We start from the raw sequence: 23,888 nt of genomic DNA on the forward strand, positions 1-23,888 counted from the left end.
TGCTTGTGGGAGCAGCAATTCTAACACCAATCAGCAATAAGAGGGCATAGATATATATCCTCTTACTATTGATTAAAGGTGCGAAACATAAAAGAAGAGACACTAAACAGTGTCTTTTCTTGTTGATATTAATTTAAGGAAAATGTAGTGATTAATCAAAGAATCTTGGATGCTTCTTGGTTAATCTTAGTATAACATTAATTTCAGTGTTTATATATTAAACTTTACATATATTCAGATATAAGTTTATATTGATGCTTTTTATTTTATGAGTAAAAAGGCTATTAAAAAAAAGGGGGGATATAAATATCTAACCCTTTTCACTATTTGAAATTATTTCACTGCATCTTTTAATTCTTTTCCAGCTTTAAAAGCAGGTGCCTTTGAAGCTGCGATTTGCATTTCTTCACCTGTTTGTGGGTTACGTCCTGTACGTGCAGATCTTTCACGTATTTCAAATGTACCAAAACCAAGAATCTGTACTTTTTCTCCATTCGCTAACGCATTTGTTATTGTATCTAATACAGCTTGTGTTGCTGCAGCTGCAGCTTTTTGTGTAAGTTCTGTTTTTTCCGCTACTACTTTTGTTAATTCTGTCTTATTCATTTTTGCACCTCTTCATATGTAATTAGGTGACTATTATAACTTGTGTATACTTATGATGCAATTAATACTGTATACAAAAGTTGTCCCCTAGCAAGAGCCAGGGGGGAATTTTGTGTGGTAGTAAGAAAGAAAATTATGTTCATCGTACAATTTATATTGTAACATCTCCATTAAATGATAAAAATTGTTTATTCTAAAATGAAAAATATCCCTCTGATTCATTTCATCTTAGAAGGATATTTCCAATCTTTTTCTTTTCTATTATTTAAAGCGGGTTTAGATAAATTTGTTGGAAGTGTTTGCTTTTCTATTTTAGCTATTCTCTCATCAAGTTTTTCAATAGCTTCTTTTGTTTCTTTCAGTTCTAATTTAATTTCTGTCAGTAAGCGAAGTATTGCATCTCCTTTTGTCATTTTCAACAGTAATCGCTCCTTTACTTAATAAAACGGAAATAACGTATTCATAGATATATAATAGCATTACTATTGAATCCCTAACAATTTAATTATAAAAAGGAATATATATACAGGAAGAAAAAACGTTATACCACAGATTATAATGCGTACAAAGTGAGCTAGAAAAAATAATGACTTACGCTAAATTCTAAAGAAAGAGAAAACAAGATAAAAGACGACAAAGCAATTTAGAGATATAATTGTAGTATTGCATGCAGAGGATACCAGAAAAACATCATTGAATTCGCTTGTTCATATGTAATTATTAGTTAGAAAAAAGAAAAGGTGGTATAAACATGAAATCAACGGGTGTTACACGAAAAATAGATGAATTAGGGCGAATTGTTCTTCCGAAAGAGTTAAGAAGAACGTTAGGAATTGCAGAAAAAGATCCTATGGAAATATTTGTAGAAGAAGAAAAGATTATTTTACAGAAATACAAAACTTATGATGCTTGTGCAATAACTGGTGATATTTCAGAAAAAAATATATCATTGGCAAATGGTCAAATCGTTTTAAGTCCTAAAGGGGCTGAAATTTTAATTAAGCAAATCCAAAAACAATTAGTTAAGTAAGTTCATTCTTCCTATTGCATATAATTAAGAAAAGCCATCTATATTGATGGCTTTTCTTTGTGACATTGAATAGTACATTTTACAAACAAAGTGTATTGCATATTAAAAAAAGAGCACCTACGCATAAGAGTATGCGAGATTATATATAGTTTTTTGGCTAATTCAGTAACAAACGAGAAACCTAAAACCGCGCCATAATAGAGATGTATAAAAAATGTATAGGTCCATAGAACGAAAAAATGAAGTAGTGTAAATTATCAAGACCTAAATGCAAAAAACACTTAAAATATCAAGCTCCTAATATACTATATATGACTAATATGTTAGGAGCTTTTATTTTTGATAATGAGTTTCGAAGCTGAGTTTGAATATTATTTATCTAATGCCTATATCCTTGTGTCCATTCTGCTGAAAATGTGGCTTTTAAATAAAGTTATGATGTTTATAAAAAAGACGCGATGTTTTGAATAATGTCACGATGTTTCAAAGAAAATTTCTTTTTTATGGTTTAAATGTATTTTAATTTTATTATAAAAGAGCCTAAATCATAGCCGGTTTTTATTATAGCTATAGCTGAAATTAGGGCTAATGGATATTTAATAAATGGATTCCCTAGGCATTTCTGTATATTCCTCATGTTGTAAACCTCCATTCTCGCTTTATTCAACACCATTTATTGTAGTCTCATTTTGTAAAATCATAACTTTTAAATGTTCTGTTATAACCTTCATGTTATCAATAGCATATCTAATTAGACTCAATATGTCTTTTTCTATATTAAGTCCTTTGTGAAATGTTTCGCCTAAGTTATCAATATTTTCAATATTACTATTTTCAAAATCAAAATTAATTCTCGTAAACGTCATAACATAATCAGCCGTTTCAATATTTTCTATCATTTTTTTCATTAAAGTTTTATGAAATTTTTTTGTCTTTTGAATATCCTCAAATACTACATTTTCACCAAATCCAAATCTTAAGAATTCTTTATGTGTTGTTTCTAGAGGATGAGCAATTATATATGATCTAATCGCTTTGAAATAATCATATTTATCCCTATTTATACTTTTAACTTTAACACCATAAAACTCGTCTTTGTCGTTCTTTTTGTCATAGACTGTTAATTTTTTTAACAAATATTCTATTGATGTTAATATCTTGTCTGAAACTGATATTAATTCATATACATTAATATCATCATTTTTATTGTTTATATCTTGCAAAGCATAATTTATAACTGCTCTAGCTGACATAATTTTAGTGTTTATTTCAAAATGTTTATTTGCGTCTTTTTCAAAGTAATCATTACACACTTGATTAAATTCATCGAATGCTTCTCTATTAATTTTCACTAATAATCAAATCCTTATATTAAATTATTTTTATAATATATATTATTTACTTTTTTAACAAAAATATTTTTGTAATGTATTGCGCTTACCAAACTTCTACTGAAATTTTAAATTACGCTGTTTTCCTCTTTTAATTAAAGAATTCTAAGTGAATTTTAATAAAACATTTTTATAAAAAAGCATGTTATTTGACTAGAAAAGACTTCGTTTTGATTAATCTTTTTTCAAAACGGAGTTTTCTTATCTACCATATAATATGGGTTTGTGGAGCTTTTTTAATTAAATTTTATTTCAAATTAACAGAAAAAAACCATTTTTAATTTGTCTTTAAATTGATATTTAATAAAAAAATGCCTGTCCAATCGTTAGATCTGTGTCTGACAATTGAATAGGCAGTTCATCATTGAATGCTTTATTCCAACATGGTAATTTCGTAGTCTTTTTCGCCATTTGGTGAACCATTATCAATTCTAATTAGAGACGTTTTTTGTTGAAATAGGTTGTTAACGTAGTTATTTGTTACCGTTTCTTGATTGCCAATCTCAAGAATTACATCTCCATCATCATTAGGTATACTATTTATTTTGAATACCTTATTTTGGGATATTATGTCAGATATAAAAATATTACTTTTTGTTTTTTTTGAAGTACGTATCATATCAAATAACCCTCTAAATATCATTCCATTATTTGAATCTGTGGAGAATTGCATTGATTGTTTATCACTATTAATATGTAAACAAATATATATTACTTCGTTATCCTTTAATAGTTTAAAGATTATAGAATAGTCTGTTATAGAAACTTTTTGATTGTATTCTAGAATAATTTGATCTCTTGTGTTAATGGATATCCTCAGTGTAGGACGAATTAAATTTTTTATAGTGTCATTTTTGGTTAGTATATTGTTGAATCGAAAAAAGTTTAATAATTCATTATAGCTACATTTATTATTCTTAGTTATTATTAATGATTTATTTTTATTGAACATCTTAATAATTTTTGGTATAAACAAAAATACTGCTATGAGTATAAAAGAAGCAACCATAATTAATATTCTTTCGGTCCAAGTTTTCGCATTTAGAGCATAACCTAAAGATCCAAAAAACCAAAGTGCTACTAGAACATACAGTATAACTTCAAAAAAGATTAAAGTAATATTATAAACACGGTTATTCGATAGAACTTGTATTATTTTATTAAACTTATTGCTCAACTCACTATATGGTAAGTCTTGTTTATTATCTTTATTTTCCTGAAGAATTGATTGAATTTCTTCTACGATGTCATTAGATTTTTCTATTGAGCGTTCGTTATAATGTGTGAAAATTATTGTTGTTAATGCTATTATTCCTCCAACAATTGCAGTTATCCACCCAAGATATTCTACTGAATAACTGTCAAGGCTTTTTATTATTTCACAAACTTTACACATGTTTAAAACTCATCACCAACTTTTAGTAACTTAATTATTTTTAATGCAATACCAATAATTTTTTCAATAATAACTTGATCATTAGTCATGCTGTAAGTAATTAATCCATTCGAATAGATTTTTAACAAACTATATTTTCCATCAATATTCAAAATGACACTTATACCAAAGGTATTCTGAGATTCTATACTAACAATTTCTTTAATTTCATGCTCATCGAATTGATACTCTAATGGAATTTTAACTATCTCAGTTTTTAAATTGCTACTGAATAATTGCTCTAATATATAACCCAATACTTTATAATTTTGAACAGACGAGGTAAAAAGAATAAATGTGTTATTTTTTCTCATAAAATTTATCAAGTTCATTTTACCGTAATGAAAAGATTCAGACCAATGAATTTCACCAATTGTCTTTTCTGGATTATAAAAGTTAATTGAATAAAAAGCATAATCATCTAGCCCTTTTTTGGGTTGAGTAAAATGACTATTCCTCAAAAATTCATCAATAGGTGTCACACCATTAGCTTTTACAATAATACATGAACTCGATAAAAACATATTTTTCTCCCCTTTGTAGTATTAATCGGAGACATTATAGGTACTTTGAAAAAAGCGCTTAACCTCCTCGGATTTATCTGGAAGTAAATCCGTTAACTCATTCTTTAACGTATACATAAATAAATTAAATTGTGGTCTATTATCAAATGCTACACGTTGCATTTTTTCTTTTAATAACGTTTGACCTATCTCTATAGTATGTTCGTCATCCATTAATTCGTTGATACCATTAAAAAGATCGACGCATGCTTGAGAGACTGTAAAGGTTCTTTCATCCTGATTATCAAAAATGAACTTTATCATTCCTCTAAAATCAATAGTTAAATTCGTAAGGAGTGCAGCATTGCTACCAATCATTTTCATAATGTTTACAGTGAACTTGGTTATTTTGTCTGTACTATATATTCTTTCTACAACGTCGGGGTCTTTAAACAGGTCAGTACCGGTTAATTTAGCATTTTTAATTCTTGGTGCGTTTTCATTGTTAAATGATAATGAATCCACACTTTGTACAATATATCCCATGTCATTAAACTTCTTAAAGATTAAGTTAATTACTAGTAATGTTAATGAAGCAAAATCGCTAGTTGCAGCATTTTTAATATATTTTATGTTTTGCTGTAAATAATATGGTTTAATGTTTATCTGGGGATGATAATTATGTTTAATTAAATTAATTAATTTATTGATTATTTTGTTATATCCGACCATTGATGTTATATATAGCTTGTTTTTCAAGTCAAATATTACACGAGTCGTACCACTTTGAATCTCACGTCCTAGTTCATCTGTTTTCGGATCAACATAAAATTCTCTATATCTACATTTGAATTCGACGATTTCATTAATATTATCAATAGTTACTTCATGACAATCAGAGAAAATAAGATTTTCATATTCACATTCTTTATTTAATAAAAGTTCTTCTAATAAATTTTTGATTTGTTCTAAATTTAATCCGGTTTCTAATTCTGACACTGCGTAGGGCTGACCTACTGAATATCTTTCCATTATTATATCTGCGATATCTCCTAAGATGACATCACTATTGTCTGGTTCTTCTCTAATCATCTGTAAAATGAATGCTGAACATTTTTCAGTATCATTTTCAAATGTTATGTCAATGTCATGGCTAAAAGCTAGATATTCTTCGATTGCTAATAGTCTTTTATCTTTATTAGATCTCATTTTTTGTCCAAATAATGCTTCAAATTTTTGAATATCCATATTTAATTCCTTTCATTAATTAGTATATTCTATTAAGTATAAAAGATATCTAATGTTACATGTGTCGAAAACTGTCGAAAAAAAGGCGGAATATAATTAATTAATATACAGGTGTTGTTCAACAAACTAGCCAGATAGTTGAAGAAGAAGAACAGCGTTCCCTTATTGACTACAACTTTCTATAAACATCTGCGTAAGCTATTTTCAGTTGTTCTCTTAATTTCTTGTTTTCATCTTCTAATTTCTTATTTTTCCTTTTTAGGGATGCAATCAGGGCATCCTTGTTACTTTCATTCATTTCTCGCTTTACTTGTTTCGATGTAGGAACTTGTAATTGTTAATTTATTTTTTATTGTTTTGCTCTGTTTTTATATCAAATGTTTATAATTTATGATAAAATGTTATTAACGGATAACAAAAAGTGTTATCCTTGAATAAATTATTGTATGACTGAGAACACTAGTCTTAATATTGGATGTGGTTTTATTGGCAGCATTCAACGGAGCTACACAGGCCCAGGTTGAAGATATTTTAAAGAAGATTGTTGATTGCATTAATCGGGGAAATGACCATTTTATCCTTTTAGCACAAAGAGATAAGAATGAAGCTACTTTGTTGGAATTAGGATTTAGACCCGCAGATGTAAGACGGATTGTTGAAGAAGAACTAACTTATGAAGATTATTACAGAGGACCAAATCCAAATGGTAGCAGTAATGTTCCCCCACGATTGCGAAGTAGTGATATGTGGGAATTTGGAAAGGTTGTTACTGGAAATAAAACGATGGAAGTTTATATTAAGTTTAGTTTTATTGAAGACAATGATGGTCCTTTTACCTGTTGTGTTTCTTTTCATGAACCAGATCGTACAATCACATACCCCCTCAAGGAATCATGAGGGGGCATGAAAAACAGGAGGAAAAAGATATGACGTTACAATTAAAATTCTGTGTTCATTGTTTTGAACGAACTCCGGTTGAACATAAAATTGTTAAAGATAAAGTTGAATTGCATGGCGAAACTATCATATATGATGCTGAACGTTATGAGTGTACTAAATGTGGACAGTACACAGATAACGATGAATTAACAGATAGAAACTATAATAAGATTTATCGTAAATATCAGGAAAAGAAAGATATGCTAAAAGCAGAAGATTTTTATTATGTTCGTAAGGAACTTTATCAGGTTAGTACGCGTGTAATGGCTAAATTAATTGGATGGAGCCCGGCTACTATCTCTCGATATGAACATGGAAGTTTACAGACGAAAAAACATGATACTCATTTTAAAACATATTTAGATCCACGCGCGATGAAACGAGCATTTGATAATTATCGTGATGAACTTGAAGATAAACCTAAAAAAGCACTTGAAGAAAGGTTATCTTTTTTATTAGATACAGTAAAATCGGGTGAGTTATTAAAGGGATTAGATGATAGGCTTACTTTATTAAATATAGAAAATATAGATGATGAATGGCAAATGACTTCTATAGAATCAGTAGAGAAGTTTTTTATTATAAAAGGGCAAGAATTTAATGAGAAAGATGAAGACGATTTAAGAGTTTCTCCTTTAAAACTACAGAAATTAATGTATTTTGCTCAGGGATGGAGCCACGCTTTCACTGGACACGATTTATTTGAAGATAATTTCCAAGCATGGCAACATGGTCCGGTAATACCTGATTTATACCATCGCTATAAATCATATGGTTCGAAGAGAATTGATAAGGATTTTAATGTATCTATCCATGATTTAGGTTTAACATCTGATCAGTTGAGTATATTACATTGGATATGGGATAAATATAGTAAATTTGAAGCGAAATTTTTAGAAGACTTAACACATATGGAGTACCCTTGGCGAAAAACGCGCGCAGATTTAACTGATGATGCGAGTTGCGATTGGGTAATTGAAAAAGAAGATATTCATCATTTCTTTGATTCAATGTATAGAACATTAAAATTGCTACAGAGAAATTAATCTAAAGTTTATGTAGTCTGTGATAGATAAAAATCGATAATTATGTAAATGAGCTGTCCAAATGGATAGCTTATTTTATTTTATTTTTTGTTTAGCGTGTTTTTTCCGAAATGCTAGCGGTACACCTAATTTTAAAAAATATAATCAGGCTATTTTTTAATAGAATGATACTTAATTTAAAATAAATTTTAGTGATTGACATAATAATCTCTAGAATGCTACGGTTTTAATGGTAAAGTAATAAGAGGTTTAATGTTTAGATATTACGTATATGATACTAAAGACGCCTGAATACTATTAGAGAAAGAGACTCTATATCCGTATAGTCCATAAAGTTCAATATATAGATAATTTGATTAATTAAACCGTAAATATGGAGAGGAAGAAAGTAAGATGCTTAAAAAAGTTACATCGATTGTAGCTTCTATTATAGGAGCCAGTCTGCTACTAACAGCTTGTAGTAGTGAAGATAAAGAAGCAAAAAATAATGCAAAAGCAATTGACAAGAATGAAACAAAACAGTCCATTAGTTTACCGTATATAGCGGAGATCCCAACAATGGATGTAACGAAGGCAACGGATAGTGAATCAATGAATGTAATGCGGAATGTGTTTGAAGGTCTGTACATACTAGGAGAAGATAACAAATTAATTCCTGGTGTGGCAAAATCTTATGAAGTGAGTGAAGATAAAAAAACATACACATTCCATCTTAGAAATTCAAAATGGTCGGATGGAACACCTGTAACAGCTGCAGACTTTGTATTCTCTTGGAAACGTGCTGTGAACCCTAATACAGCCTCGGAATATGCATTTCTATTCTTTGATATAAAAAATGCAAAGCGAATTAATAGTAAAGAGCTACCTGTAGATCAGCTAGGGGTAAAAGCAATTGATGATATAACATTTGAGGTGCAATTAGAGCAGCCTGTCCCTTATTTCATTGATTTGACAACGTTTGCAACATTTTTACCTATTAACGAGAAATACTTTGAATCACAAGGAAAGCAGTATGGCTTAGAAGCAAATCAATTGGTTTATAACGGAGCGTTTACTCTGGACAATTGGAAGCATGAACAAGGTTTTCAGTTGAAAAAGAATCCGAATTATTGGGATGCTAAAGCTGTAAAATTAGACAAAATTAACTTTGATATTGTTAAAGATAAATCAACAGAGATAAATTTATATGAGTCAGGTCAAATTGACCGTGTAGGACTAACAGGTGAGTTTGTAGATAAATATAAAAATAGTTCTGATTTCAAAGAGCGACCTGAAGTAACTATGCAGTTTTTACGTATGAATCAAAAAAATGAGGTACTAAAAAATAAACATGCTCGTTTGGCAATTAGTCAAGCAATGAATAAGAAAGCTTTTGTAGATACAGTGTTAAACAATGGTTCCCTTCCTGCAGTTGGTTTTATACCAGCTAATTTTGCTAAAGGATCTGACGGAAAAGACTTCCGGAAAGAAAATGGGGATTTAGTAAAAGATGATGTAAATGCAGCGAAAGAGAGCTGGAAAAAAGCAAGACAAGAACTAAAAAAAGAACAGATAACACTAGAAATGCTAACAAGTGATAATGCAATAGCCAAGAAAAATGCGGAGTATTTCAAAGGTGAACTAGAAAAGAATTTAGAGGGATTAACGGTCCATGTTAAACCACAGCCACGCAAACAGCAAATTCAGTTGCTTTTAAATAGTGATTATGATTTAGGTGTTGATGTATGGGGACCCGATATTCCTGATCCGATTACATTTTTAGATTTGTTTACTACAGATAGTACATATAACTTTGATAAGTATTCAAATAAACAATATGATGAACTAATTCAGCAAGTGAAAACAGACTTAGCTGGTGATGAAAATGCACGTTGGGAGACATTGAAACGAGCAGAGAAAATATTATTAGAAGACGGGGCAGTAGCGCCTTTATTCCAGCAAGGAAGATCGTATTTACAGCGCTCTTCTATAAAAGGTATTGTGACAAATGATTTTGGTGGAGAATTTAACTATAAATGGGCTGAAGTTAAGAAATAGAGAAAAAAGGATTCGATTTATTCGAGTCCTTTTAGTTTGTATTGCCTTACAATTATGCACAATTGCATAATTAATTATCTTCTTATATCGACAAAAAACGACATTTTTTTCGATATGCTTATATTAGAATCGGATATAATGATATTGGGTTTTATAAATATACTGAGGGATATTGAGGAATTCTTGTTTTTTTAGAAGGGAGAATTTTATGAATGAAACACTTAAGAGAGAAGATAAAATTTCAGAACAAACATTAAACAAATTCTTGAGTAAAATTATTGATGAGATTGATTTCCAAAGGAAAAATCAAGAGGATATCGCTAAAATAATTGGAATTTCTTCAGGAACGCTTTCGAAGAATTTAACAGGGAAAAATCAATTTGGATTTTGGAATATAATTAAATTATTGAAGCTATTGTATGCGGGTGATATTAATAAACAACGAAAGATGTTACACACCTTCTGTTCTGTCACAACAAGCAAGAAGAACTTAAGAATTGCTATGGAATACGCCAATGCAAAAGGTGATTTATCACTTCTTAAGCTATTAGTAGAACAGGAAAGAAAGTCTTCACTTGCAATGAATAGGGAATGGGCTTATGTATATGAATTGGTATTACTTAGAAGTAATGGGACAATTAAAAAGCAGGAATTATTATCTAAGCTTGAAGATCATAAAGGTAGTAAGATAATTAAGACAAACGAGATGAAGGTCTTATGTGGTATATTAACTTACTACACTATGTATGATTTAGAAAACTATAATTCTCTGTTCAAATATGCTGAAATGTTACTTCCAGATGTAGATGCAATTACTGATAGTTTTATTAGGTCATCTTATCTAGGTAGGATTAAAGAAGGGTTAGCATATGCCTATTTAGTACAAGATAATCTTGAAATGTGTAGGAGTTTGTGTCAGGAGATTTTAGCAATAGATGACTCTAAAGATTGTTTCCATCTTTTAAGGGCATCCGCACTTGCATATATAGCAGAGTCATATACTTTCGATTGCTATGATAGTGCATCTTGGTATATGAAAAAGGCACTGAAGCAGTTGGGAGCATGTAATTTTGAAAGGGAAAAGCATAGAAAGCTATCAATTCTTAACACATATGCTTTCATTAAGTTAGTAAATAAGCAAGAATTAGAGAATATAGTTATATATCATTCTGCAGAAAAGTCTTTTTTAGAAATCATTAAGGGGAATTACAAAAATGCAGTTGAGATCCTGAGTGATTTAGAAAAGAAAAATGGGATGCTAACTCCGATGCAATATTGTTATTTAGGAATAGCAAAGAATGATATTTCATTAATTGAAAAGTCGATTGTGTTACTAGAGTGTGCTGGTAATAGGTTCTATTGTAGGTTCCCTAAAAAAATAGTGGTAGAATTTAATAAAAATGGTATAATGTACGAGGGTGGTGCTATATGAAGAAATTATTATTTGTAGTAACAAGTATTGTATTAGCAGCAGGAATTGTTTACACTGTTGTTGGTAGTAAAGAGCAACCAAACAATTTAGTAAAAAAAGATTCAGAACAATTATTAGCTAGAATGGGTGACCCTGGAAGTGGGATGGGTTAACCTTTAAATAATTAGAATGCGATTGTCTCATAGGAGGCAATCGCATTTGTTGTTTTTAGGGATATTTCCTAAATATCAAATTCGAAATACAAGAAAAGTTTGTGAAACATTCACAAACTGATAGCTGATACGAAATCAAAATTTTAAACTATATTGTTAGTAAAGTTGCAAAAACCCCTGTGTTATCAAATCTACTGATAACACAAGGGTTTCCAAAGATTATTCCGCGAGGGCGGGGCATTGAAAATGTGTAGCCCCTTTTTACAGGCTAATATTAAACAAGTGCATTTAACTCACGTATCATATAAAATATGCTGAAAAATAATTTTACATTCATTTGGCAAAATGCTTTTTTATGAAGTAGGTGTAGTCAATAAGAACCTCTAACACTTCTTGCTGTTTTTGTGGAGGCAAATCGGATATTGCTACTTTAATTAATTCTAATTTACTTTCGAGGGGTGCATTTCGCCCGAATAGTTCATCTATGGAGACATTATGTATTTCAGCAAGCTTCATGATGGAATCTGCATCAGGATCAGCTTTCCCATATTCCCAATTTGCATAAGTAGTGCGGGCAATGTTTAGGCGATGTGATATATCGGATTGGGTATATCCTTGTTTTTTTCTCAATTCAGCAAGTCGTTTGCTTAGATGGGACATATCATCACCTTTTCCTTTCTGATTTATAAAGTTAGTGTAAAACAGAAAAGGTAAATTGTGTCCTAATGACTAATAATAAGTCATAATTTAAATTAATTTGTAATAATTAGTTTAAATGTTATGATGATAGAGAAATATTTAGAGTTCTATGAGCAAAAAAAACAGGAAGAAATCGAAACATTAAATCGAGTTTCTTCCTATTATATATACTTACTAAAATAATGAATTTCCTATATCTATTGTGGCCAAGTTTTGACGTCTTGTACGCTCTCTTAAATAACGTTCTGTAGTCATGATAGATTCATGCCCTAAATAGTCCCTTATTTTTTTTAGTTCAACACCCTTTTCCATTAAGTAATTAGCCATGAAATGCCTACAAGTGTGAGGAGTGATTCTATCCTGCCGGTAACGCAGAAAATCTAAATTTATTTCTTCTATTTTTTTGGCCACAAGAGAAGAGAGATAGTCCGCTCGATAATTTGATCCATCAGCTTTAGGGAGAAAAGCGGAGGTACTCGATGCATCTAGTTCTGTTGTTTGTTTACGTAAACTTCGAACATGGCATAAAGCATCCAATGTATCTTCAAAGATGCGAACTTCCCTACTTTTATTCCCTTTACCAACTACACGAAGTAGATAGGCATTTAAAGATGAATGAAAGACCAAATCTGCCCATTTTGCAGTTGCGATTTCTTCAATTCGTAGTCCTGTTGTAGTTAACAGGAAAAATGCAGTGTAAACAAAATAGTTGGATTTTTTCAGTTCATCTAAGATCTGGTTAACTTCTTCTGGGTAAAGGTCACGATTGACCAGCTCTTCTTTTTTTACGGATACTTTTTTAAGGCGACTACTAAAGTTGTCTGAGAGTCCGTTGTTATCATACACATATTTTAAAAACTGCTGAACTACTGTTTTCTTTTTACGTAATGTAGTGGCAGCATATTTCTTACTTAATTCATAGAAATAGATTTCCATATCATTATGGGATAAATCCTGAATGGTTCCGATTGTTTCTTTTATGTAACGAAGAAAATGAGAAAGATCGTGAAGATACTGTTTTCTTGTTCGCTCACTTCTTTTTTTCGTTAAAGAAGGCTCATCGTGTAAAAATAAATAAACTAATGATTCTTCACTTAATTGGGAGTAGTCAATATTACGGATACCCAAACCCATAATTTTTTCAAAATGACTGCTATCAAAAAAATCTGATTTTGATTTTACAATTTGGTTATTATGTCCGTAATTTATAATATTCAAATTTAAACACAACCTTTAATAGAATGAAATATAAAACAAATATTTTTATATCAATTTTTATGATTCTAATTATACCACAATAAACTCGTAATTTATCGTGGTATAAAATGAAATGATTAAAATAATATTTTTACCTTAAAATTTAACGTTTCTTTTTAGATGATATATAATGGAAATGTTAAATTCGTTTTTTTTGTACATTTCAATCCAAATACGGTAGGAGGAGATTTTTTTGACTCATCTTCGTCGAAAAATTTTACAAGAAATCCATAATTTAGAAGATACACATTGTTCAATTTGCCCTCTGAACAACCTATCAGTGAATTGTACAGATGAGCAAGAACAGGCAAAACAAAGAAACTACAAACATTGTAAAGGGTGTCCCATTTTTGATTCCATCCGAGAGAAAGGAGATCAATTGAATTCTTTGTCGAAAAAGAGTACATTTAATAAGGTACGAGAACGTTATATGGAAAATCCATTTAAATATCTGCAGTATAAGGAGTACTCAATCAAAGATGTAGTAAAAGAAACAGGTTTAACAAAGTATCAACTAAGAAAATTTAAACAACAGCTAGAATGAAAGTTTCGGATGAGGTGAGATATGAGCTATTTATCTTTAGAAGAGGTATGCGATCGGGTAGGTTTAACAAAAAATCAATTAGGTTATTTAATTAAGTATAAACACATCGAACCTATCAATCTAGATACCTGGAAAGCAGATGGAGGATATTGCTTTGAAAAAGAGGATGTAAAAAAGCTAGAGGAATTATACAAAGATTGTTTAACATTAAAAGAAGCTGCTGAATTTCTAAACAAATCTAAGACATACGTTCATAATGCAGCTAAAGATGGGATATTGCCTTTTAAAGAGATCGCTAAAGGGAAATCTACTGAACGATTATACTTAAAATCCGATTTAGAAATTTTCAAAGAAAGAATTGAAAATAGATCAAAAGAGGAGTCGAAAGAAAAAAAGCAGCATTTAAGTCTATACCTTGATGAAAAGGTATTGGAAGCAATAAAGAAAAAGGCTGAAAAGAAAGGGTATAATGGCTACAAGAAGTTTGCTGAAGACATTTTAACCGCTGAAGTAGAAGAAGACATAGAAGAATAGAAGTTCCAGAAAGAATAGACCCTTTAAAAACCGAAAAACGTTATAAGGGGTCTGTTTTTGTTTTTAAGGAGTTTTTCAACTATCAAGTCTAATTGTATTGAACAAAGTATTAATGCCGTTTAAAAACGAATTTGAGAGTCCGATTTTCGAGTATGCCCGTAAAAAATCCTCTTAAATTACAAAAAAAGGGTATATATATAAAATATAGAAAAACAGATAAAAGGATAAAGAATAATTTTAAGGGCATATTATTTAAGATGAAAAAAGTTTAAAGAAAGATATGAGAGGTAAGGATACAAGGATTATAAATATAAAGATTTCATTTGGAACTTAGTAGATCTATGAGTATGCTAAAGATTTTAGGTAAATATACATCGCGGATACATCAAAAGAGATACCAGCTTTATTTGAAATTTATATTAGCTAAGAATAGAGTATAAAAATAAGGTTAATTATGAAGAATCCTAGAAATACAGTTTACATATTCTAATTATAGTAAACTAAAGTCTTATAAAACTCCTAAACTAAAAGATTATGAACAGACTGACATTGGGCAAATTTTCTATTCTAGAGTGTAGAAGTATGGTAAAATTGAAGTATAACTGCATATCGTGTGAAGGTGGGCTTGTTATTATCCCTTCTTTCCATTTGGAAGGAAAGGGGGTGATATAACATGGAATTTTTGTTTGAACTTTTAAAAGAAATTGCAAGAGCAGTTGTGCGTGAGGTTTCAGCATATGCACTGAGAAAGCAATTCGAAAAAAAAGACAACAAAAAACCCGCGCTTCACCGACCAAAGTACAAGCGTGGGTCTAAAAGAAAAAGATAATGCATAATAACAACCACCTTGACAGTAGCAGTTATGAGACGGGATGTTGACAGCATCTCGTCATTTTTAGTTTATGCAATTCAGTTAAGTACTATACTTACTATATATTGGATATGCATTCAATATATATCTAATCTACAGTAAACATACCATATTTTTATTTACGGGTCAATATTGGAAGGAATCGGAGGTTGTATAAAAATTATGAACCTAGATATTAATCAAACAGGGCCCACTTGTGGAATATACGGTCTTGCAAATGGATTACTTAACATGAACAAAGTAAGTGGCCACAATAAAGAAAAGATTGATCAAGAAATCTATGAACTACTAAAAGAATTCAAGTTTGGAATCAAAGATAATAAATTCACTGGATACACTTTAGTAGGCGAATTTTTTAAATTCAATATATATAAAAGGTTCATTGAAAATGCAATTCATGAACTGCATAAAAACATAATTTCAGGTGAAATTAACCCTGTAGATGATAACTTTAAGTATGTAATAGAAATAGCGAACGTTAGTGATTTGACACAACATTCTCTTATCCAGCAATTGAACAACAATGAAGCCTTTATTCTTTTTAGCATTCTTAAACAATATTATATATTGGGGTTAGTAGATGATATAAAAGCTCTCCTCGGTTTTAACAGGATACAAAAACATGTAATATCACATTGGATATGCATACACGGTTACTGTAATAATTTTAAAAAGTTCATTGTTACCGATAGTTATAAAGGAGAAAGAGTGAATTTTACATATGAAAAATTAAAGAAAAAAAACGCACGCTTGGAAAATAAAATCTTCAAATGGGAGAAATACACTGGTCAACAGTATTTTCAAAAAAAGAACACAGTGACTTCTACGAGCAAACAAATTATAGATTTAGTAACAGAGCAGTTAAAAAATAAGGAAGGGTATCTTAAAGAAAATAAGTTTAAAAGTGTGATAGAGCACACAGCTGGTAAAATGATAGTAATTAGAAAAGTAAAAAAGGAAAACAGCCAGGTAAGCGTTAAATAAAAAGTAAAATAATTTTAAAAAAACTATTGGGAAATGAGAAAAAATAACATTTGAAAGGGAAATACAGCAGTTACACCCACAAAGAAACAATCTAGTTAACGCAATATTCTGTAATCAATTGATAAATATAGAAAAATTAACCAATACTTAAGTAAATATGATAATGTTTATATAAATAAATAGAAAGGGGATAAATTTATGAAACATTATGTGAAAGTTTTAATGGGATTGAGTTTTATGTTTGGTTGTATTTTCGTTACATCTGGAAATGCTGAAGCTGCATCGGGGGGATGGTATAAAGTTACAGCTGCAGGTAACAATTGTAAAGCTAGAGTAAATACTGATCAAACAGAGTATAAGTCCAATAATAAAACAGTGGGTATTCAATTAGAGGCAGAAGGAAAGTGTAGTACAATGTATTATATTGCAGATTTAACATATAAAGGCCTAGAGTCTGTAGCACATGATGGAACTGTTGGAAGCTTTTCTTCGAAAACTCCAATAAAACAACTAAAAATAGGTAGTGTTCGTGAAAAAGAAACTACAGTTGTTATGGTTCAATTATACAAAGATGCTGCTCATACACAGCCTATAGGAAAACTGATTTCAAATGAAATTATACTTTATCCTAGGTAACCAATACCTATAACTATATAAATTGGCTACTGGGAAATTGAAAATAGGTAACTATATAATCAAAACAAGGGAATCCCTTATAATAAGGGATTCCTTTGTTTTGATTATAATATTAAATTTATTATAGGGCTTCTTTACCCATCGGAATTTAAGTAAAGAGAAATTGTAATCCTAAAATAATGTTACCCTTTCCGATAATTCTACAGAAATTTTTTACAAAATACATGTGATATCACGAATAATTAAAAGTACTGTTCCTCAATTAATTAAAGGGCTGTAATTTTCTATTATGATTTACTAATTTTCCAACCTTCGTCAGTCTTCTCTAATTCAATTACAATTACTTTTTTATAATCGTTTTTAGAATCTTTTTTATACACAGCATCAACAGTTACTGTAGCGATTTCGTTTTTCTCTTCAACTTTTCTAATCTTATAGCTTTTAAGATCTTCATTAATTGATTTCATTAATTCTGCATTTCCGCCAATAAAACCAACTATTTTTTTTGCTTCTGGTGTAAATAACTCTCCAAAATCTTTTGCATTTCCGTCTTTTGCATCTTCAAAATATGCTGTAGCAACTTCTTCAGGGTTACGATTATTTCCACATGCTGCAAGTGCTGAAATTGATACTATCATTACCAGCATTAACATGATCATACGCATAAATTTGTTTTTCATTCAAACCACTCCTTATATAACGTAATTTCAACTCTTAGAAAGAGCTAAATCACTTGTATAAGTATATAATAATTAAAACTATAAAACTATATATATTTAAATATAATTTTAGTGATGTAATTGTTATTAAAAAAGAAGGGCAGCAGGGGAATCTACCTATTACTATAATATTGATTTCCTCTATATACATTTGTATAATAATAAAGTCAGCGTTATAGGGGTATAACAGACGACGTTCATTTTTAAAATCATAAAATCGGATTCACTTATATGAAAGATAAAAGCCTTCCTATTCACAGGAGGGCTTTTATCTTTCATATAGTACGTTTTTATTATTGCAACCTTACAGTACATACCATAAAATGAAAGTATATTACAAATCAATATAATATTTCATGTATTTTATTCATAAAAGGTCTGCAAAAAGGGAGCAGACCTTTTTACGTGCTTGAAAAAAGAATATTATATTATTTAAAACGAAAATATTATTGGAGGAAACGCGCCATGCAAAAAAGAAGTGAATTTAAAATTTCCAAGAAACAAAAAATCATGCTCGCCTGCGTTTTTGGAGTACCCTTTATTATTAGTCTATTTATCGGCTATATGATTTTTGGTAATTATTCAGAGGCTCTATCAAAAATGTGGGCGTACAAAGGGAAACCAAATGCTACAGCTAGTTCTATAACATCTTTATCTTATATATTTACAATTCTACTTGCATTTTATACTTTTGTTACTACATCCATATTCAGCTATTTTGTATGGAAAGTCAGTAAAAGGAGCTTAAAAGTTTCTGAGAAATTACAAAGTTTAGAATTCCAACGAGAAGAAGAAGTTTCCCGAGAAAATGCACTAATTGTATACTATGACCTTCAACGAGGCATTTCAAACTTACAAGAGCTCTACATAAATTACGAACTAAAAGGAATAGGGGCTAAGCCGAGTAAAATCTATTTCAGTACAGATTGGATAAAGAATGTAGCAAATCTAAGAGATCAACTTACAGAACAAGAATTAAATAAAGTGTACAAATTATATGAACAATTACATGCTTTACAAAACCTCTTGGAAAAACATGATCCTAACAAATCTGACGAAGCATTAAAAACACAATTAAAAATACTATCTGAAGAGGTTTTTGCTAATTTTATACCTCTTCAAGTACTTGAAAGGCATAATGTTTCCTCAGCAAATGAATTAGTAAATATTGATTTATATGTTATTTTGAAAAAGATATATTATTTAACGTTCCCCCCGTCCAAACGGCCGCCAGCATATAAAAATGAATCTACTGGGCTTTATGAAACAACTTTGGACGGAAATCTTTTCTTCTCAGGAGATAATCCAGAACCATTTATAGGTACCGGAAAACTTTATAATACTAATAAAGAAGTGAAATGCTTCGGTGAGTTTAAAGCAAAACAATTTGATAATGGACAATTCTATGGGTATTATTCTCCTGGACATGATTTTTACACTGTTAAGTATTCAAAAACACTTGCACCTGATGAATTGGAACATGTTACAGTATATCAACTGAATAACGATAGAACAGAAAATTATTATTACAAAGGCCAATATAAGCATGGTAAGATTTACGATGGATTTTCAACCTTATTTGATAATTATAAGAACGATATTATATATCAAGGAGAAATTAAAGGCGGTTATAAGGAAGGCGAAGGGACATCATATTATTCTAATGGTGAAATAGAATTTAAAGGTAGCTGGAATCAAGATTACATCGATAATGGGATTCAATATTCAAATGGCAAAAAAACCTTTGAAGGGAAATTTAAATTAACCAAGGACTCAAGCACTTTTAGCGGTATAATAGCTAAACCATGGACTGGAATAGTTACAAACTATGATATTTCATTTGAAATTAAAGACTTCACAGGGGAAATATATAATGGAAAACCGATTACAGGGCACGGCGATTTTCTATATCTAGATTCTCAAGGAAGAGATTTTAAAGAGTACCAACATGACGAAATGCAGGCATTGGAACGAGCTGAATATGAAGATACAAATCCAGTAGAAATAAATGCAATAGATATCGAGCAACAGCTAGAAGATGAAGCAAAAGAAAATAATGATCGTGACCGTCAAACTTATTTTATGGGATATAATGAGTACATAAAAGCTAATTGGAGTAATGGGAACGTAATTATGAGAGAAAAAAATGAGAGAAATATAAAAATTTATGATGCAAGAGGATAAAAGTAGAAGTAAGATTATATTTATAATAACCTAGTAGTTAAATATCTATTAATATAATAAGGGAAAATAACATTCTATATTTTTCATAGAATGTTATTTTTTTTAAATCACTTATATGTTCGTTAAATAAAAATTTAACGAATAGTTGATGAAAGAAAAACTACTTTGCTATACTATTTTCAGAAACAGTTAATATTCACCATATAAAGCTACTATAAAAAAGGGTGATTATTTTGAAATCTGTAACTTTAGCATTAGCACCAACTACTTTTGTTGTAATAGGAGAAACAAAGGAAGAAATGCTTGCGAACGCAAAGAAAGCATTCATAGATCAAGTGTCAAAAAATCTTTTTCCTCACATTAGTTATTCTATTAATGATGCAGATGCTTTAACTTTAGAAACAAGTTTCCCAGGATTAATTGTAGAAACAGAAGATGGCTTGAAAGGGGATTGTTACAGCCGTTAAAAGAAAGACCATAGATGGCATGTTAGCGGGTCATTTAGACGCAAATGGCAAGCCACAAGCGTTTAAAAAATCAAACGCAACCTTTTGAAGAGGCTAGAAGTATTCGATGTGAATCTTCAAAGTTAAATTGGGAAGAAGGCGACAGTGGATATTTGAAAACCGGAGAGGGATTCAAACCCGTAGTTATTGGAAAAACATACAAAAAAAACAACATTACATATTATTGGAGTAAATAAATCTGTAACACTAACACCGATAGAATTAATGCTTTATCTTAAGGATAATAAGGAGTAAATAAAATATAAATAAAGGTGTTTACTTAACACCCTTATTTTGTATTATTATTATATAGAGAAGTAATATTATCGACAAAGGTTAGGAGCAATGAGATATGGGGACTAAGAGACAAAATCTGAAGTTACTGGAGATTCTAGCATTATGACACCACTTATTCTAAGTGTGATAGCTATAATTGTATATGTACTTCTCGCATTTGAACCAACTGACCAAACCGGAAAAAGGTTTATAAAGTTATTAATCTCTGTAATTAAGCGTATTATAGGATTTTTTATATTTATCTGGAAGTGGATTGATAAATGGATAATACCCAATACTGCGTATTATGCAGTTCTAGGAGGAAATCTATTATATTTAGTCCATCTTTATTTCTTGTATCAAAAAAATGAAGAAAAGTTTAACAACATCTTTTCCAGTGAATTCATAAATCGATTACTTGGTTCAACTACGTTTTTTACTGAAGCTGCTACCTTTGCTACTTTATTAGGATTTTTAGGATTTTTAGAGCAACTGCGAGCTGAGCGTAAAAAGGAAGCGAAAAAAATTAATCATTTGTAAAGCCTAAAATGGATGCTTTTTTAAAGAGCATCCATTTTAGGCTTTACAAATGTGAAATGAAAATAAATTTATTTAAACAACACACATACATGCAATAACAGGTATATGATTTTTGTATGTAAATTCTCGTGTAAAAACTTCCTAATAAATATATAGTATGTTCATACAAAACACATATATTGTATATATAATATATGTATCGATACTAATATACGAACAATACGTTAGTGTCAATAATACATTAGGTATTCTATTCCTATTCATCAATAATATATTAGAGTGGAAATTAAAGTTACTGTACACTTTTCTCTTTGTAAAAAATAATTGTGTTGGTGAATAAAAAATGTTTATCTAAACATCTACTAAACGAGGAGTTGTGAAGCACAATGGTCAATAGGAATGATAGTTGTACATGCGGAAGTGGAAAAAAATACAAGAAATGCTGTTTAGATTGGCGCAAAAACTGGTCACTAGGTATTGAAAAAATTGTATGCAAGAAAGAGATTAGAGACATTATTAGAAGTACCTTTGATTTCATAGTAGTTCATGATTATCAAGGCGGCTGTCATTTAATTTCTGCAATTGTTCATATACTGCTGACAGAGAAAGGCTATAATTCTGTTATAAAATTAGGTGAAGTTCAAATAAATAATATTATTTTTGACCACTCATGGATTGAAATAGATGGTGAAGTAATAGATATTTCAATCATGAACACACTACAAGATGGCTTTAGATATCCACCAGTACTTTACGGGAAATCAGTGGCGACAGGACTGCAAGTCGAATATAAATACGGTGTATCACATGATATAGATGCTACTGCTCAATTAGTTATTAGTCAATCAATCGGCCAATATATTATGGACGGAGTATCACATGGATCACTCCAAATAATGAGGATAATTGCCAAAAACGCAGGTATTGAGTTTGATAATATTGATGAAGTTATTGGAAAATATAAAGATACATACAGAGTGAAATCTGTTAATCAGCCAGTATAAATTTATAAATCAGCTCATTGGAGGTATTACTTACACCAAATTAAACTGTAAAACAATTGGAGGCATCTATATGATGAATAATTTCATAGAACAAACGATTGATTTGCTAAAGCGTTCAGATATTTTCATAAGACAAACTGAAATACGTCCGGTCGAATTTAATTATTCAGAAGGAACTAAGACTAAAAAAATCTATATGTCTTGTAATGATAGTTATGGTGGTGCAAATTTATCAAATAATTTCATATTACAAACAATGATTATATTTACAATATTAGATGCTACAATTGATGTACAGTATCCAGAATTACAAGGAGCCTCGTATCGTAAGAAATACCAAAGTTTACCTAACGTTACAGATGATGAAATTATATTAAAGGAAATATTCAGGGTATTTAAGTTGTTCAGGAATGCTTCGGTTCACTCAATGAGTTCAATAAATTATGCTGCTGATAAAGTTTCAGTTTCATATGTTTACCGGCAAATAAGTTACAATATAGAAATATCAAAATATGGGTTCGAATTATTGTTTACATATATTATAGACATCTTAAATCCTTTAAAACAGTTAACTTCTCATCATCACACTAGTTTAAATCGAAAGATCTATGACGAAATAAAAGAAGAAATAGCTATTTTTAATGATGAATTTGGTTCAAATCTAATAGATATTTCTAATGCCATAAGACTTAAAAGAACTGTTCGTTACCGGATCGAAAATCCAAAATTCCTAAAAGTAGCGGAAAATATTCAAATTACTAGTATCTATGAAGTTGAGCCACAGGCAGAAGATTATTATGGTGTTGACTATTTCATTAAGGTAAATTCATGTCAGTATCTTATTCCAGCTGAGATGCTAAATGATAATAAAATATCTTTGAATGAAATGCAACAATGGATATTAAAAGAACTGTAGTATATTATAAAATACCCATGACATAAACAAAGGGGTTCTCAGTTATATAAATATATTATCTTTTGTATTATAGGATATATATCTTTATTGTACAAAGACATGAAAGTAGGAACTTATTTTATAGTGAAAAATGCTGAATTATCTACTGATACATTTCATTGAGTACCCAATTTCCTGTCCATATATCCAGACAAGAAATTGGGTACTTTTTTAAACAAAGACACCAAAGTGGAAACTTTGTAAAAATAGCAAATACTAAATAGATGTGAAGTTAAAACCCAGTTCTATATTAGTAACAAAAATATTCATGAAGGATTTACTTTCTTATCTCATTAGCAGGTCATGAGAGTCTAAACTTCTTTTAATTTTTTCCATTCTTATGTTGATGGGTATAGGAAA

The 23,888-nt window shown here is 30.0% G+C and carries 25 protein-coding genes and 1 pseudogene; 16 read left to right on the top strand and 10 right to left on the bottom strand.

The genetic code is table 11. The features are described 5' to 3' along the window. Positions 1-333 precede the first annotated feature (333 nt). A complete protein-coding gene (locus tag ACTFRM_RS24595) occupies positions 334-606 on the bottom strand; it encodes an HU family DNA-binding protein (protein WP_440043661.1) in 273 nt (90 codons plus the stop codon). 218 nt (positions 607-824) lie between these two features. Next, positions 825-1,019, bottom strand: coding sequence for a hypothetical protein (locus ACTFRM_RS24600; protein WP_002083794.1), 195 nt, complete (start codon positions 1,017-1,019; stop codon positions 825-827). 338 nt (positions 1,020-1,357) lie between these two features. On the opposite strand from ACTFRM_RS24600, the gene ACTFRM_RS24605 reads away from it, so the two are divergent. Further along, positions 1,358-1,636, top strand: a complete 279-nt coding sequence (locus ACTFRM_RS24605) for an AbrB/MazE/SpoVT family DNA-binding domain-containing protein (protein ID WP_440043662.1) — start codon at positions 1,358-1,360, stop codon at positions 1,634-1,636. Positions 1,637-2,295: 659 nt separating this feature from the next. Here the strand turns inward: ACTFRM_RS24605 and ACTFRM_RS24610 are convergent. The 5 genes and pseudogenes from ACTFRM_RS24610 to ACTFRM_RS24630 form a co-directional block, all read right to left on the bottom strand. Continuing rightward, a complete protein-coding gene (locus ACTFRM_RS24610; RefSeq protein ID WP_440043664.1) occupies positions 2,296-2,988 on the bottom strand; it encodes a hypothetical protein in 693 nt (230 codons plus the stop codon). A gap of 412 nt (positions 2,989-3,400) precedes the next feature. Next, positions 3,401-4,423 carry a hypothetical protein gene (locus tag ACTFRM_RS24615; RefSeq protein WP_440043666.1) on the bottom strand — a complete coding sequence of 341 codons (1,023 nt, stop codon included), beginning with the start codon at positions 4,421-4,423 and terminating at the stop codon, positions 3,401-3,403. 2 nt (positions 4,424-4,425) lie between these two features. Then, the gene (locus ACTFRM_RS24620; protein WP_417053175.1) at positions 4,426-4,986 is read right to left on the bottom strand and encodes a hypothetical protein; all 561 of its coding nucleotides are present in this window, start codon (positions 4,984-4,986) and stop codon (positions 4,426-4,428) included. A gap of 21 nt (positions 4,987-5,007) precedes the next feature. Next, positions 5,008-6,213: a hypothetical protein gene (locus ACTFRM_RS24625; RefSeq protein ID WP_440043668.1), complete on the bottom strand. Its 1,206-nt coding sequence runs from the start codon at positions 6,211-6,213 to the stop codon at positions 5,008-5,010. A 169-nt stretch (positions 6,214-6,382) separates the two neighbouring features. Then, a pseudogene (locus ACTFRM_RS24630) lies at positions 6,383-6,550 on the bottom strand (DUF6262 family protein); the annotation flags it as partial. A gap of 140 nt (positions 6,551-6,690) precedes the next feature. Here ACTFRM_RS24630 and ACTFRM_RS24635 point away from each other — a divergent pair. From ACTFRM_RS24635 to ACTFRM_RS24655, 5 genes are all read left to right on the top strand, one after another. Next, positions 6,691-7,110 (top strand): type II toxin-antitoxin system MqsR family toxin, encoded by a 420-nt coding sequence (locus ACTFRM_RS24635; RefSeq protein ID WP_002061732.1) that lies wholly within the window; start codon positions 6,691-6,693, stop codon positions 7,108-7,110. A gap of 29 nt (positions 7,111-7,139) precedes the next feature. After that, positions 7,140-8,198, top strand: coding sequence for a type II toxin-antitoxin system antitoxin SocA domain-containing protein (locus ACTFRM_RS24640; RefSeq protein WP_000174967.1), 1,059 nt, complete (start codon positions 7,140-7,142; stop codon positions 8,196-8,198). A gap of 393 nt (positions 8,199-8,591) precedes the next feature. Further along, on the top strand, positions 8,592-10,235 hold the full coding sequence (locus tag ACTFRM_RS24645; RefSeq protein ID WP_440043671.1) for a peptide ABC transporter substrate-binding protein: 1,644 nt from the start codon (positions 8,592-8,594) through the stop codon (positions 10,233-10,235). 208 nt (positions 10,236-10,443) lie between these two features. Beyond that, a complete protein-coding gene (locus ACTFRM_RS24650; RefSeq protein WP_440043673.1) occupies positions 10,444-11,667 on the top strand; it encodes an AimR family lysis-lysogeny pheromone receptor in 1,224 nt (407 codons plus the stop codon). Then, a complete protein-coding gene (locus ACTFRM_RS24655) occupies positions 11,664-11,819 on the top strand; it encodes a hypothetical protein (protein ID WP_000734602.1) in 156 nt (51 codons plus the stop codon). The genes ACTFRM_RS24650 and ACTFRM_RS24655 overlap by 4 nt, the downstream gene beginning before the upstream one ends. Before the next feature lie 333 nt (positions 11,820-12,152). Here the strand turns inward: ACTFRM_RS24655 and ACTFRM_RS24660 are convergent, their stop codons facing one another. Further along, entirely contained in the window at positions 12,153-12,479 is a 327-nt protein-coding gene (locus ACTFRM_RS24660) for a helix-turn-helix domain-containing protein (protein ID WP_076775908.1), read from the bottom strand. Positions 12,480-12,692: 213 nt separating this feature from the next. Next, a complete protein-coding gene (locus ACTFRM_RS24665) occupies positions 12,693-13,736 on the bottom strand; it encodes a tyrosine-type recombinase/integrase (protein ID WP_440043675.1) in 1,044 nt (347 codons plus the stop codon). A 232-nt stretch (positions 13,737-13,968) separates the two neighbouring features. Here ACTFRM_RS24665 and ACTFRM_RS24670 point away from each other — a divergent pair, with 232 nt between their 5' ends. The 5 genes from ACTFRM_RS24670 (at position 13,969) to ACTFRM_RS24690 (ending at position 17,344) form a co-directional block, all read left to right on the top strand. Continuing rightward, complete coding sequence (locus ACTFRM_RS24670) at positions 13,969-14,319, top strand: zinc-finger domain-containing protein (protein WP_440043677.1); 351 nt, start codon at positions 13,969-13,971, stop codon at positions 14,317-14,319. 21 nt (positions 14,320-14,340) lie between these two features. Beyond that, the gene (locus ACTFRM_RS24675; RefSeq protein ID WP_086403052.1) at positions 14,341-14,853 is read left to right on the top strand and encodes a helix-turn-helix domain-containing protein; all 513 of its coding nucleotides are present in this window, start codon (positions 14,341-14,343) and stop codon (positions 14,851-14,853) included. A 673-nt stretch (positions 14,854-15,526) separates the two neighbouring features. Then, entirely contained in the window at positions 15,527-15,682 is a 156-nt protein-coding gene (locus ACTFRM_RS24680; protein WP_000394778.1) for a hypothetical protein, read from the top strand. A 204-nt stretch (positions 15,683-15,886) separates the two neighbouring features. Further along, positions 15,887-16,708 (top strand): hypothetical protein, encoded by an 822-nt coding sequence (locus ACTFRM_RS24685; RefSeq protein ID WP_440043680.1) that lies wholly within the window; start codon positions 15,887-15,889, stop codon positions 16,706-16,708. A 198-nt stretch (positions 16,709-16,906) separates the two neighbouring features. Beyond that, entirely contained in the window at positions 16,907-17,344 is a 438-nt protein-coding gene (locus ACTFRM_RS24690; protein ID WP_440043681.1) for a hypothetical protein, read from the top strand. A 287-nt stretch (positions 17,345-17,631) separates the two neighbouring features. On the opposite strand, the gene ACTFRM_RS24695 is transcribed toward ACTFRM_RS24690, so the two are convergent. Next, entirely contained in the window at positions 17,632-18,024 is a 393-nt protein-coding gene (locus ACTFRM_RS24695) for a DUF4878 domain-containing protein (protein WP_440043683.1), read from the bottom strand. Between the two features lie 504 nt (positions 18,025-18,528). Between ACTFRM_RS24695 and ACTFRM_RS24700 the strand changes: the two genes are divergently transcribed. The 5 genes from ACTFRM_RS24700 (at position 18,529) to ACTFRM_RS24720 (ending at position 23,489) form a co-directional block, all read left to right on the top strand. After that, positions 18,529-20,247, top strand: a complete 1,719-nt coding sequence (locus ACTFRM_RS24700; protein WP_440043685.1) for a hypothetical protein — start codon at positions 18,529-18,531, stop codon at positions 20,245-20,247. Between the two features lie 233 nt (positions 20,248-20,480). Further along, on the top strand, positions 20,481-20,714 hold the full coding sequence (locus ACTFRM_RS24705) for a hypothetical protein (RefSeq protein ID WP_440043686.1): 234 nt from the start codon (positions 20,481-20,483) through the stop codon (positions 20,712-20,714). Positions 20,715-21,152: 438 nt separating this feature from the next. Continuing rightward, a complete protein-coding gene (locus ACTFRM_RS24710; protein ID WP_440043687.1) occupies positions 21,153-21,569 on the top strand; it encodes a hypothetical protein in 417 nt (138 codons plus the stop codon). Positions 21,570-21,955: 386 nt separating this feature from the next. Continuing rightward, a complete protein-coding gene (locus ACTFRM_RS24715; RefSeq protein ID WP_440043689.1) occupies positions 21,956-22,573 on the top strand; it encodes an SEC-C metal-binding domain-containing protein in 618 nt (205 codons plus the stop codon). 70 nt (positions 22,574-22,643) lie between these two features. Further along, complete coding sequence (locus tag ACTFRM_RS24720) at positions 22,644-23,489, top strand: hypothetical protein (RefSeq protein ID WP_440043690.1); 846 nt, start codon at positions 22,644-22,646, stop codon at positions 23,487-23,489. The last annotated feature ends 399 nt before the right edge of the window (positions 23,490-23,888 follow it).

The sequence above is a fragment of the Bacillus cereus group sp. MYBK227-1 genome, assembly GCF_051916325.1.
GTDB lineage: Bacteria > Bacillota > Bacilli > Bacillales > Bacillaceae_G > Bacillus_A > Bacillus_A cereus.